The organism is Mesorhizobium sp. M0139, assembly GCF_040322455.1.
Taxonomy (GTDB): domain Bacteria; phylum Pseudomonadota; class Alphaproteobacteria; order Rhizobiales; family Rhizobiaceae; genus Mesorhizobium.
Genome location: NZ_JAMYTN010000009.1, coordinates 56,987 through 69,048, shown reverse-complemented (window position 1 = coordinate 69,048; position 12,062 = coordinate 56,987). Strand labels below are relative to the sequence as shown.

Below are 12,062 nucleotides of genomic sequence, written 5' to 3'. Positions count from 1 at the left end.
GGTCATGCGCCAAATCAAAATGCTACAGCGTCCTTGGCGCGTCCAACAGTACGCTTGCCCGCTCCGTTCAACCGCGACCGCCGACCTAGGCCGAGCGGGGTTTCATGAGCTCCGACCAGGGATTGCGCAGCCTTGCCAAGGCAGTTTGAGGCATCCATGACGACTTCGCCGCACACAGCTTTTTAGGGGATCGGGCCGCGCGCCGGTGGACAATCGGATGACCGCGCGTTAGAAGGAAAAGGTATTTTTTCCTGTTTTGAGGAGAGCGAATTGCTCTCGCATGACCGAGTTTGGGCAGCCATCGACGCTCTCGCTGAGCGCTATTCGTTGTCGGCCTCCGGCCTGGCCCGGCGAGCCGGTCTGGACTCCACCGCTTTCAACAAATCGAAGCGGCTGTCCTCGGATGGACGGCCGCGCTGGCCGTCGACCGAATCGCTGGCGAAGATCATCGAGGCGACCGGCGCCTCGCTCGACGAATTCACCGGGCTGGTCGAAGGCCGTGCCAAGGCCGCTTCGGGCTCGGTAGCCGCGCAGCGTTCGGCGGTGCCGCTGCTCGGCTTTGCCCAGGCCGGCGCCGGCGGCTTCTTCGATGATGCCGGCTATCCCTCAGGCCAGGGCTGGGACCTTGTCGAGCTTCCGGCACGGGCGACCGAAACCTCTTATGCGTTGAAGGTGCAGGGCGATTCCATGCTGCCGCTGTACCGCAATGGCGATGTGCTGATCGTCGAGCCGGGCGCCGCTACCCGCAAGGGCGACCGCGTCGTCGTCAAGACCAATGCCGGCGAAGTCATGGCCAAGGTGCTCGACCGCCAGACGACGAAATCGATCGTGCTGATTTCGCTCAACCCCGACCACCCGGACCGCGACATCGCGATGCGCGATGTCGAATGGGTGGCGCGGATCGTCTGGGCAAGCCAGTAGGTCTCGCGGTGCGTCTGCTTCAAATCCTCATAGCCCTCCTGGCGATCCCGGTGATGGTCGCCATTGTCGTCGCCGGCGGTCGCGCGCTGCATCGCGAAAGCACCGCCATCACCGTCGACCAGATCGACCCGGACACCGAGGCCGTGCCCGAGGAGCCGGCGACGTCGGCGATCCCCGAGGTCCGGCCCGTCAAGCCTCCGATGCACTCGCCTCAGGTGCATTCGAGGGCGATCGATCCCGAGGCCATCGCTCCGCCGCCGCTGCCGGTAGAAGAACTTGAACGGGTTGAGCCACGCGCGCCGCTGAGCGACCTGGCGCTGGCCGGGCCGCCCAAGCCGCGTGGGCGCAGAGCGGTCGACGACTGGGGAGGAACAAAACTGTTCCAGCCGGTCGCGGCCGCCGCCGGCCTGATCGAAGCCAATGGTTATTCCGTGACGGTCTCCGGCATCGACATCGTCAGGCAAGACGAGACCTGCACCGAGGGCGGCAAGTCCTGGGCTTGCGGTATCAGGGCGCGCACCGCGTTCCGGTCTTTCCTGCGCGGCCGGGCCGTTGCCTGCAAGGTGCCGCCGGAGGCCGACCGTACGCTGATCGCCGCCGAATGCCGCATCGGCAAGCTGGATGTCGGCCAGTGGCTGGTCGAAAACGGCTGGGCGCGCGCCACGGCAGCCGGCCCCTATGTCGAAGCGGGCGACAAGGCGCGCGCCGCCAAGAAGGGCGTCTTCGGCGCCGCGCCCGATCTTGGCGGCCTGCCACCGGCGCCAACGCCTGTTGTGGCACCGACGGCGTCGCAACCGATCCTCGATGCCCCGGCGATAGACACGCCGCCGGCCGGGACGGAAATTACGCCGCCAGCTGACCAGCCAGCGCCCGCTCAATGAGCGCGCGGGTTTCGGCGATGCCGTAGAGGGCTGCGAACGAACCGAAGCGCGGTCCGCGTTCCTGGCCGATCAGCACCTGGTAGATCATCTGGAAGAAAGCGCCCGAGACACCAGGGCCGCCGTCCGGGCTCTTCTTCGAATGGTCCTGATAGCGTTCGATCTTGCGCGCCACGTTGAGCGAAGCGTTCTGGATCGCTTCGCCGTCGGCGCCGGCCGGCAGGCCAGCAAGCGCGTTGCCAAGCGCTTCCAGCGCCACGCGTTCGACATCGTCGGCCGGCCGGAAGGTCTTCGTCGGCTTCACGAAATCGTCGAAGTAGCGGATGGCGAAACCGACCAGCTGGTCGAGTTCGGGATGCGTCGCTGGCGTCACGCCAGATGCATGGCGCGAGATGAAGCCCCACAGCACATCCTTGTTTTGCGCGTTGGAGGCGCTGACCAGGTTGAGCAGCAGCGAGAACGGCACCGGCATGTCGATGGAAGGCGGCTTGCCGTCATGCATGTGCCAGACCGGATTGCCCAGCCGCTCCTTCCAGTCCTGGCGCGGATAGGCGTTGAGGAAGGTGTAGTACTCGTCGACGGCGCGTGGGATGACGTCGAAATAGAGCTTTTTCGCCTGCCTTGGCCGCTGATACATATAGAGGCCGAGGCTTTCGGTCGGCGCGTAGCGCAGCCATTCGTCGATGGTCAGCCCGTTGCCCTTCGACTTCGAGATCTTCTGGCCGTTCTCGTCCAGGAACAGTTCGTAGACGAAATGCTCGGGCGCGCGCCCGCCGAGAATGTTGCAGATGCGGTCGTAGATCACCGCGTTCGTCTGGTGGTCCTTGCCGAACATTTCGAAATCGACGCCGAGCGCTGCCCAGCGCATGCCGAAATCCGGCTTCCACTGCAGCTTGACCTTCCCGCCGGTCACCGAAAGCGTGGTCTCGGTGCCCTCATCGTCGAAGGTGATGTTGCCGGCCTTGGCGTCGACATGCTTCATCGGCACGTAGAGCACGCGCCCGCTCTTCGGCGAGATCGGCAGGAACGGGCTGTAGGTTGCCTGCCGCTCCGGCCCCAGCGTCGGCAGCATCACCGCCATGATCTGCTCATAGCGCTCGGCGGCGCGCACCAGCATCGCATCGAAGCGGCCGGCCTTGTAGTACTGCGTGGCGCTGGCGAATTCGTAGTCGAAGCCGAACGTGTCGAGGAAGCGGCACAGCATCGCGTTGTTGTGGTCGGCAAAGCTCGCATAGTCGCCGCCGAACGGATTGGGCACCGACGAAAGCGGCATATGAAGATAAGGCTCGAGGGCTGCGCGATCCGGCACATTGTCGGGGATTTTGCGCATGCCGTCCATATCGTCGGAGAAGCAGAGCAGCTTGGTCTTGACCTTGTTCCCGGTCAGCACGTGAAAGGCATGGCGCACCATCGAGGTGCGCGCGACCTCGCCGAACGTCCCGATATGCGGCAGGCCCGACGGGCCGTAGCCGGTCTCGAACAGGACGGTCTCGGGAAAGTCGGCGCCTTTGTAGCGCTCGATGATCTTTTTGGCTTCCTCGAACGGCCAGGCCTTGCTTTCGGCGGCTGCCGCAAGCATTTCGGGGTTGAGATCGGCGATGTTTGATCCCGTCATGTCAAAGTTCCAGTCATGGCCGGCTTTCGCGGCTGGTAAGATTTTTCAACCGGGTCTCTAGGCGCGACAGGGCGGAGCGTCAACGATATCAGGCGTTTTCCTTGCGACGGCGCCGTGGCGTCCCTACCTTCGACCCTCACTATCAAGGAGTTTTGAATGCCGTTGCCGTCCACCCATGAAGCCCTGATCTACCTGATGGTCATCACCTCGGCTTCCGATCGCGACATGACCGATATCGAACTGGCGCGCATCGGCGACGTCGTCCGCAGCTGGCCGGTGTTCGAGGATTTCAAGCAGGACAGGCTGATCGCCATTGCGCAGGACTGCCAGAAGATGCTGCATGAAAAGGATGGATTGGAAGGCGTGCTCGAGCGTGTCGCCGAGACTTTGCCCGAACGGCTGCACGACACCGCTTATGCCGTCGCCTTCGAAGTTGCCGCCGTCGATCTCGAAATGCGCATGGAGGAATTCCGGGTGCTGCAGTTGATCCGGCGTGAGCTCGATCTCGATACGCTGACCGCCGCGGCCATCGCGCGCGGGGCGAAGGCCCGCCTGCGCACGCTGACCTGATCCAGCCCGTAGAGGAAGCTGACCGGGGCCGGATCAGAAAAAGCTGGACCGAGAACCGAATCAGAAGAAACTGACCGGGAAATAGCGCAGGTAGAATTCGGCGAAGGTGCCTTTCACCGATATCTCCTGCAGCGCGTAGTCCATGGCTGCGGCCAGCGCTGGGTCGCTGGCCCGGGTGGCAATGGTCATGCCGGACCCCAGATATTCCGGCGCCAGGTAGGGTCCACCGGCGAAGCGGCAGCAACCGGCGGCGTCCGTGCCGCCCAGCCAGAAGGAAAAGCGCATGCCGTCGCCGAAGGCGGCATCGATCTTGGCGCTCTTCAAGTCGCTGTAGAGGTCTTCCGGCCGGTCGAATCGGATGATCTGCACGGTGCCGAAATAATCGCGCAGCATCTTTTCATGCGCCGAGCCGGCCAGCACGCCGACCCGCTTCGAGCGCAATTTGTCGAGGATCGGCTCGGCGAAGGCCTTGGTCTTCGGCATGATGAAGCGCGCCGGAAACTGTAGATAGGAGCGCGAAAAGCTGTACTTCGCCCGCGTCTCCGGCGTGGCGGCGATGCCGGCGATGATCGCCTCGCCTTCGCCCTTCTGCAACGCGTCGTCGAGTTCGGCCCAGGGCAGCGCCTGGATCTGGCATTTGTCGGCGATGTCGAGTTCGGCGCAAATCGCCCGCGCCAGGTCGATGTGGAAGCCGGACAGTCGGCCCGTGCCGTCGAGAAAATTGAAGGGCGGGAAATCGGTTGTGGTGAGGAACCTGAGCCTCGGCAGCGCCGCAAGGTCCGGTTTCGGCAGCCGCTCCTTGGCATCCCAAAGCACCGGTACCTGCGGTTCCGCTGCCCGCGCAGCGCCGGCAAACGGCTGCACTCCCATCAGCATCGACAGCAAGGCGATGGCTATCCAGCGAGGTGTCACGAAAAAACTCCGCCCGTCTTGGCCGTTGGCTTGTGATACGAAAACGGCGCAGGCACAATTGTTTTTGATTTCAAAGGGCAAATTTCGGGTTATGCTTTGGCGAGGTTGCAAATAGCCGCACAGAGTCGGCCCGGGGTTGGCGGCCGCTGGCGTTAGAAAAGCTAAGGATGTGGCTTTGCAATCCGGGGTTGATGGCTAAGCGCGGGTCAGGCACGTAGCATCGGTCTCAAGAGCGGTAGGCAACATGGGGTAGATGTTGCGATGGGTTATTTTGACCGGACACTTGAATATATTGACCGGGTGCAGCGTGCCGACACGTCGGCTGCGGTGTGCGAGCAGCTACTTAGTGTCACCTCGAATTTCGGATTGACGGCCCTGATAGCCGCAACGGTGCCGCAGCCCGGTACACCAAGCAGCCAGACGAAGGACCATGTGCTGCTCTGCGATTGGCCTAGCGAATGGCTGGAGCGTTACTTATCGCGCAACTACGTCGACCACGATCCGGTCGTCAGCCATTTGAAGCAGTTTCGGGCGCCATTCCAATGGCGCGATGCCGTTCAAAGCATGCCCGCCGACAAGAGCAGCGCCGAGGTGATGCGCGACGCCCGCCAGTTCAAGCTGCGTGACGGCCTCGCCTTCCCGCTGATCACGCTCGAAGGCCAGATCGCGCTGGTCTCGCTGGGCGGTGAGGCGGTCGAACTGTCCGAAGCCGAATTCGCAATGGTCTCGCTGGCCTCCACCTATGCCATCGGCCGCGCCATGCAGCTTCAAACGACGGCCGGCAAATCTATCGATCACATTGAATTGACGCCGCGCGAGCGCGAATGCCTGCAATGGGCGGCGGTCGGAAAATCCGAGTGGGAGATTTCGCAGATCCTCGGCATCTCGGAGCATACCTCTGAGAAACACCTTCTCAACGCCAAGAGCAAACTAGGCGCCGCCAACCGTGTGCAGGCAGTCGCCGAAGCAGTCAGGCACGGCTATATCAGCTAGGCCGGTTCTGGCGGCCCGAAATTTATGGCCGCAGTGTTGGCGTCATATCTTCAGAAAAGACCGGCCCCTGTCGTCCTCTTGAGACGGCTAATGCTTTCTTAACGCCAAAAGCAGACTCGGCGTCGCCAACAGGGTGCACGCCATCGCGGAGGCGTTTAGACGCAGCTATATTAGCCATGTCGGCTGTGGCAGCCTGGAAATCCTTGCCAACACCTTCGCGCAATTTTTTCGGGAAAGCCCGGCCGTATCTTCCTCTTAAGCCCAGGAGACGGCTAATGCTATTTTCCCTTACCACTCAACAACTGATGGAACGTCCCGACCTATGGGAGGCCGTCCATCGCCTGCGTTACAAGGTCTTCGTCGATGAGATGCGGTGGACCGATCTCGATCGCCCGGACGGCCTCGAAATCGATCAATTCGACCATGATGAGGCCGAACACCACCTTGTCATACGCAATGGCGAGCTTGCAGGCTATCATCGGATGCTGCCGACCACACGGCCGCATCTCCTTAGCGATGTGATGCCGGAACTCTGCGAGGGAAAGCGCCCTTCGGGACCGAATGTCTGGGAGCTAACCCGTTACGCGGTGGCGCCAGGCTTTCGCGATGGCAAGCGCGGCGTGTCTACGGTCGGCACCGAACTGATCGCCGGCTTCGTCGAATGGGGCCTTGCTCGCAATGTCGATCAGGTCATTATCGAGGTCGAGCCGGTGTGGGTGCTGCGGACGCTGCAGTTGCACTTCCTGGCGACGCCGCTCGGTTACCAGCGCACCTATGGCAACCAGCAGGTCGTCGCCACACTGCTGACCTTCAACGAGCATACGCTGGATGTCGTGCGTTCGCGCCGCAACCATCACGCCCCGGTGTTGGCCAGGGGCACCCCCCACATGCTCGGCATGCGGCAGGCGTCGTGAGACTGTCTTCACCCGACGCGCTTTAATGCATGTCGCTCAAAGTGGCCCCGGTTTTGAGAGAACGACATGCATGAAACAAAGACCTAAAGCGCGTCGCGTGAATCCGTTCAAATGCGATGCGCTTTAGACAATGGCCACAGAGCCCACCTCCGTGTGGGGGTGGGCTCTGTAATTTCAGCCTCTGCCTATCGAGGCCAGTCTCTACTTCTCAAGAAACGACGGCCCTTCGCCGACGATCTTTTTGTCTTCCTTGCCGATGGCGTCGAGATCGCGCCCATCATAGGGCAGTGACAACAGGATGCGCCGCATGACGGCCAGCCGCGAGCGTCGCTTGTCATTGGCCCGCACGATGATCCAGGGCGCGAACTGTTTGTGCGTGCGCTCGACCATCTGGTCGCGCGCCTTGGTGTAGTCGTCCCATTTGGTGATGCCGGCAATATCGATCGGCGAGAACTTCCAGTTCTTCAGCGGCGACCAGCGGCGGTCGTGAAACCGTTCGAGCTGGGTCTCGCGGCCGATGTTGAGCCAGAATTTGAAGAAATAGATGCCCTCATTGGAGATCATCCGCTCGAAATGCGGCGTCTCGTCGAGGAATTTTGCATGCTGTTCCGGTGTGCAGAAGCCCATCACCGGCTCGACGCCGCCGCGGTTGTACCAGGAGCGATCGAAGGTGACGAATTCGCTTGATGTCGGGAAATGGGCGACGTAGCGCTGGTAGTACCACTGCCCGACCTCGGTCGGGGTCGGCTTGGTCAGCGCCACGTTGCGCGCGGTTCGAGGATTGAGATACTGGCGCAGCACCGAGATGGTGCCGCCCTTGCCGGCGGCATCGCGCCCCTCGAACAGCGACATCACTCTGCTGCCGGTCGCCTGCAGCCAGGCCTGCGCCTTGACCAGTTCGATCTGCAGCCGCTCCAGCGTCTCGTCATACTCCTCGCTCTTCATTTTCTTGTCGTAGGGGTAGTCGCCTGCGGTCAGTTTGTGGTCCTCGATCCAGCTGGGAAGTTCGGGGTTTTCGATGTCGAACTCCCGCTCCTTGCCGTCCACCTTGATCTTCAGCGGCCCCTTTGCCGGCTCTGCGGCGGGACTTTCCTTGGCTTTTTTCATCGAGACGAACCTTTCCAGCTTGCGGACTCATGCTATGGGGGGCCTCAAACCCGGTCCAGCGGAAGTTTCGGCGGGACCGGCGCAGAAGCACGGAAAGCACGAATGGCTGACACCGGGGCAGAGCGGACAACCAGGGGGCAGGCCGTCGCCGGCCGGCTGTGGAACAGCCGATGGCTGCTTGCCGCCGGTGCGATCGCTATCCTGGCCGTTTATGGTTTTGCCGGTATCTCCGCCTATGTCGTCCTGGCTGCGTTGACGGTGCTGCTGGCTGCCGCGCTTCTGCCAACCGGTGGCGCCAGCCGGTCTGCTGAGAAGACCATTGCCACGGTCGAGGCGAGCGGGCTGCAGCGGCTTTCCGGCGAATATCTTGCGGCTGCCGTTGCCGATCCGCTGATCATCTTCGACCGCACCGCCACCATCGTCCACGCCAATGCCGCCGCCTTTGCCGCCTTTGTCGGTATCGCGCCCGGCCTGTCGCTGTCGCTAAAATTCCGCGCGCCGGAAATGCAGGCCTTGCTCGACGGCGTGCTGTCGGGAGCCGTCGCCTCGGATGCCGTCGACTACACCGAGAAGCTGCCGGTGGAACGCGCCTACCGGGTCAGCGCATCCTCGGTCGGCCACGCCACAGATCTCTATGTGCTGGTGTTCAAGGACCAGAGCGAGACGCGCCGCATCGATCGCATGCGCGCTGACTTCATAGCCAATGCCAGCCACGAGCTGCGCACCCCGCTTGCTTCGATCTCGGGCTTCATCGAGACGTTGCGCGGCCCGGCCCGCAACGATCCGGCGGCGCGCGAGCAGTTCCTGCAGATCATGCAGAACCAGACCGGCCGCATGGCGCGCCTCATCGACGATCTCCTGTCGCTGTCGAGGCTTGAAATGAAGCCTTACCTGAGGCCGGGAACCGAGGTCGATCTGCGCCAGACCATCGACAGCGTCATCGATTCACTAGGCCCGCTCGCCAGCGAGAACGGCGTCGTCATCGACCGCGACTACGCCGAGGGGCCGCTCGACGTGCCCGGAGACCGCGACGAGCTGTTCCAGGTGTTCGAGAATCTCTTGGAAAACGCCTGCAAATACGGCCAGCCTGGCGGACGCGTCACAGTGTCGATCGCGCGGGGCGAGGCCGGCCCGGAACCGGGCATCGATGTCACCATCAGGGACTATGGCCCGGGCATCCCGGAAGAGCACATACCGCGCATTACCGAGCGCTTCTATCGCGTCGACGTGGAGAGCAGCCGCACGCAGAAAGGCACCGGTCTTGGCCTGTCCATCGTCAAGCATATTCTGACGCGCCACAACGCCCGGCTTTCGATCAAGTCGGAGGTTGGCAAGGGCGCGGCGTTCACGGTCCATTTGCCGGCAGGCTGAGGCGGTACTATCTGCTAACTGCCTGTTTCTTCTTTCTGTCATCCGGCTAGCGTATCAGCACAGGGTCGAGGAAACGACTCAAAAGGCCAAAGATTTAAGGAAGGCATTTCGCCCATGCAGTCCGTACACATTGTCAGCGCCTATGACGAAGAGCTGAAATACCTGGCGAAGCGCATCGCTGCGATGGGCGGCCATGCCGAGCGCATGGTCGAGCAGGCGATCCAGGCGCTGGTCAATGCCGATCCCGGCCTCGCCCAGAAGGTCATTCGTGACGACATCGTGCTTGACGATGGCCAGCGCGAAATCGACGACAAAGCCATCGTCATCATCGCCAAGCGCCAGCCCATGGCGACGGATCTGCGCGAGATCGTCGGCGCCATCCGCATTTCGGCCGACCTCGAACGGGTCGGTGACCTCGCCAAGAACGTCGCCAAGCGTGTGGTCAGCGTCATTGACGGCCGCCAGCCGACCAGCCTGTTTCGCGGCCTCGAGGCGCTTGCCGAACTCGCTTTGACCCAGCTCAAGGAAGTGCTCGACGTCTATGCCTCGCGCTCGGTCGAGAAAATAGGCTTCGTTCGCGACCGCGACGACCAGATCGACGCCATGTACACCTCGCTGTTTCGCGAGCTTTTGACCTACATGATGGAAGATCCGCGCAACATCACGCCGTGCACGCATCTGCTGTTTTGCGCCAAGAACATCGAGCGCATCGGCGACCACGCCACCAACATTGCCGAGACGATCTACTACATCGTCACCGGCGAGCAGTTGCCGGCCGAGCGTCCAAAGGGCGACAAGACCGACAAGGTTGCCCTTCCGGCGCTGCCGGTGAAGTGATCGCGCTCCCCTCGAACGCTTAATCATATTGCGCTAAACTACCTGGATGTTAGCGTCTCGGTTCCTGGCCAAGGCCAGGCGCTCAGGAGGCTGCGATGGAATATGTCCGAGAGTTCAAGCCGGCGCCGGCATCGTCCGGCATCATCGCGTCGAGCGTCTACACCGCCGGCAAGCGCATCGCCGACATTCCGATCGAAGAAGCCGGCGAATGGGCCAAGAAGTCGGGCCATGTCGTCTGGATCGGGCTGCTCGAACCCGACCGCGAGCTTCTGCTGCGCGTCAAGGCGCAATTCCATTTGCATGAGCTGGCGATTGAAGACGCCGAACATCCGCACCAGCGGCCGAAGATCGAGCAATATGGCGATGCGCTGTTCATCGTTGCCCGCACTGCACAGCTGATCGACGGACGCGTCACCTTCGGCGAGACGCATCTGTTCGTCGGCTCAGGCTATATCGTCAGCGTCAGGCATGGTCCCTCGACCTCATACGCCGCCGTGCGCCAGCACTGGGAAAGCTGTCCGCACTCACTGGCCAAGGGCGAGGATTTCGTCCTCTACGCCATTCTCGACTTCATCGTCGACAACTACATGCCGGTGCTCGAGCAGATCGAGGACGAGGTCGAGGCAATCGAGGACAGGGTGCTTCTGAAGCCGATGACCGGTCCCGACATCGAGCGGCTCTACATGCTGCGCCGCGATCTGTTGCGCCTGCGCAATGCGGCGCTGCCGCTGGTCGAGGTCTGCCGCCGGCTGACCAGCGCCGACCTGCCGCAGATCCATACCGCCATGCATCCGCTGTTTCGCGATGTCACCGATCATATCCGCACCGTGCAGGAAAAGATCGACAGCCTGCGCGAGGTTCTGGCCTTCGCTTTCGAAGCCAGCCTGCTGGTCGGCCAGAGCCAGGAAACCGCGAACACCAAGAAGCTGGCCTCATGGGCCGCGATCCTGGCGGTGCCGACGGCGCTCGCCGGCATTTACGGCATGAATTTCGACGACATGCCGGAGCTGAAGATGCAATACGGCTATCCCGTCGTATTGGTCTCGATCGCGCTGATCTGCTCGTTTTTGTATTGGCGATTTCGGAAGAGTGGGTGGCTGTGATGGTAGGCAGTAGGCAGTAGGCAGTAGGCAGTAGGCAGTAGGCAGTAGGCAGTAGGCAGTAGGCAGAATAAGGTAGCGCCTCACGAGCGCTACCCCATTCCCTACTGCCCAGTCCCCAATCCCTATTCCTAACTACCGGCTTCTGCGCCGCTCTGAAGCCGGCTGGAACGCCACCCTTGCGTGGTACTTGCAGTAAGGTCCGGTTTCAGCCGCCTCGTTGCCGCAGAAGTTGAAGTCTTCCGACAGCGGGTCGCCATTCGGCCATTTGCAGGTGCGCTCGGTGAGATCGGTGAGCTGCAGATGCCGCGAGATCGGCACGACGACGTTTTCGACCGGGCGGATGTAGTGGCGCGCCACTGGCTCGGCGTCGAACTGCGCCTGCAGCGCGTTCGCCCCGATCGACGTCGTGACATGGCGCTGCGTGGTTGCGGCGCGAGGCACCGATTTCTGGATCGAAGATCCCTGCGTTGTCTTCTTCTGACGCGCCGGCGTCGCGGTCGAGCGTCCGCGGCCCGACAGCTTCAGCCGGTGCACCTTGCCGATGACCGCGTTGCGGCTGACCCCGCCGAGTTGTGCGGCGATCTGGCTTGCGCTCAAGCCCTCCGACCACAGTTTCCTGAGAAGTTCGACCCGCTCGTCAGTCCAGTTCATGAGACCGCGCTCCTGCTAAGTGTGCGGCAGCCGGAATCCATTCCCGACCCGGCAATCTTTGCCGGGGCAGACACCACATATATTAGGTGATTAGGTCCGCCGCACGAAATCTAGTTATTTCCCGACTACAATTACCTCATGTGTTGACTCGGTGACAAGAGTCCCAGGTGCAACACGAATCGGTTTTTTA

At 62.3% G+C, this 12,062-nt stretch carries 12 protein-coding genes; 8 read left to right on the top strand and 4 right to left on the bottom strand.

The window, feature by feature from the left end; translation table 11 throughout:
* Positions 1 to 270 precede the first annotated feature (270 nt).
* Together NKJ58_RS16945 and NKJ58_RS16940 are read left to right on the top strand one after the other, a co-directional pair.
* Entirely contained in the window at positions 271 to 921 is a 651-nt protein-coding gene (locus NKJ58_RS16945) for a S24 family peptidase (protein ID WP_023681959.1), read from the top strand.
* A gap of 8 nt (positions 922 to 929) precedes the next feature.
* A complete protein-coding gene (locus tag NKJ58_RS16940) occupies positions 930 to 1,802 on the top strand; it encodes a thermonuclease family protein (protein WP_352853502.1) in 873 nt (290 codons plus the stop codon).
* Here NKJ58_RS16940 and NKJ58_RS16935 read toward each other — a convergent pair.
* Positions 1,765 to 3,414, bottom strand: coding sequence for a lysine--tRNA ligase (locus NKJ58_RS16935; protein WP_352545742.1), 1,650 nt, complete (start codon positions 3,412 to 3,414; stop codon positions 1,765 to 1,767). The two genes, NKJ58_RS16940 and NKJ58_RS16935, sit on opposite strands and share 38 nt — an antisense overlap.
* Before the next feature lie 156 nt (positions 3,415 to 3,570).
* Here NKJ58_RS16935 and NKJ58_RS16930 point away from each other — a divergent pair, with 156 nt between their 5' ends.
* Positions 3,571 to 3,984 (top strand): tellurite resistance TerB family protein, encoded by a 414-nt coding sequence (locus tag NKJ58_RS16930; RefSeq protein ID WP_352853500.1) that lies wholly within the window; start codon positions 3,571 to 3,573, stop codon positions 3,982 to 3,984.
* A 60-nt stretch (positions 3,985 to 4,044) separates the two neighbouring features.
* Here the strand turns inward: NKJ58_RS16930 and NKJ58_RS16925 are convergent, their stop codons facing one another.
* Complete coding sequence (locus NKJ58_RS16925; protein ID WP_502902312.1) at positions 4,045 to 4,854, bottom strand: ABC transporter substrate-binding protein; 810 nt, start codon at positions 4,852 to 4,854, stop codon at positions 4,045 to 4,047.
* A gap of 303 nt (positions 4,855 to 5,157) precedes the next feature.
* Here NKJ58_RS16925 and NKJ58_RS16920 point away from each other — a divergent pair, with 303 nt between their 5' ends.
* Entirely contained in the window at positions 5,158 to 5,889 is a 732-nt protein-coding gene (locus NKJ58_RS16920; protein WP_023669621.1) for a helix-turn-helix transcriptional regulator, read from the top strand.
* 275 nt (positions 5,890 to 6,164) lie between these two features.
* Positions 6,165 to 6,803 (top strand): acyl-homoserine-lactone synthase, encoded by a 639-nt coding sequence (locus NKJ58_RS16915; RefSeq protein WP_023681954.1) that lies wholly within the window; start codon positions 6,165 to 6,167, stop codon positions 6,801 to 6,803.
* 201 nt (positions 6,804 to 7,004) lie between these two features.
* Here NKJ58_RS16915 and ppk2 read toward each other — a convergent pair whose 3' ends face one another.
* Entirely contained in the window at positions 7,005 to 7,910 is a 906-nt protein-coding gene (ppk2, locus tag NKJ58_RS16910; protein WP_023703442.1) for a polyphosphate kinase 2, read from the bottom strand.
* Positions 7,911 to 8,012: 102 nt separating this feature from the next.
* Between ppk2 and NKJ58_RS16905 the strand changes: the two genes are divergently transcribed.
* From NKJ58_RS16905 to NKJ58_RS16895, 3 genes are all read left to right on the top strand, one after another.
* Positions 8,013 to 9,281, top strand: a complete 1,269-nt coding sequence (locus NKJ58_RS16905) for an ATP-binding protein (RefSeq protein WP_023715333.1) — start codon at positions 8,013 to 8,015, stop codon at positions 9,279 to 9,281.
* 114 nt (positions 9,282 to 9,395) lie between these two features.
* Positions 9,396 to 10,118 carry a phosphate signaling complex protein PhoU gene (gene phoU, locus NKJ58_RS16900; protein ID WP_023692535.1) on the top strand — a complete coding sequence of 241 codons (723 nt, stop codon included), beginning with the start codon at positions 9,396 to 9,398 and terminating at the stop codon, positions 10,116 to 10,118.
* Between the two features lie 95 nt (positions 10,119 to 10,213).
* On the top strand, positions 10,214 to 11,221 hold the full coding sequence (locus tag NKJ58_RS16895) for a magnesium and cobalt transport protein CorA (protein ID WP_023669626.1): 1,008 nt from the start codon (positions 10,214 to 10,216) through the stop codon (positions 11,219 to 11,221).
* A gap of 132 nt (positions 11,222 to 11,353) precedes the next feature.
* On the opposite strand, the gene NKJ58_RS16890 is transcribed toward NKJ58_RS16895, so the two are convergent.
* A complete protein-coding gene (locus NKJ58_RS16890; RefSeq protein ID WP_023669627.1) occupies positions 11,354 to 11,872 on the bottom strand; it encodes a GcrA family cell cycle regulator in 519 nt (172 codons plus the stop codon).
* Positions 11,873 to 12,062: the final 190 nt, after the last annotated feature.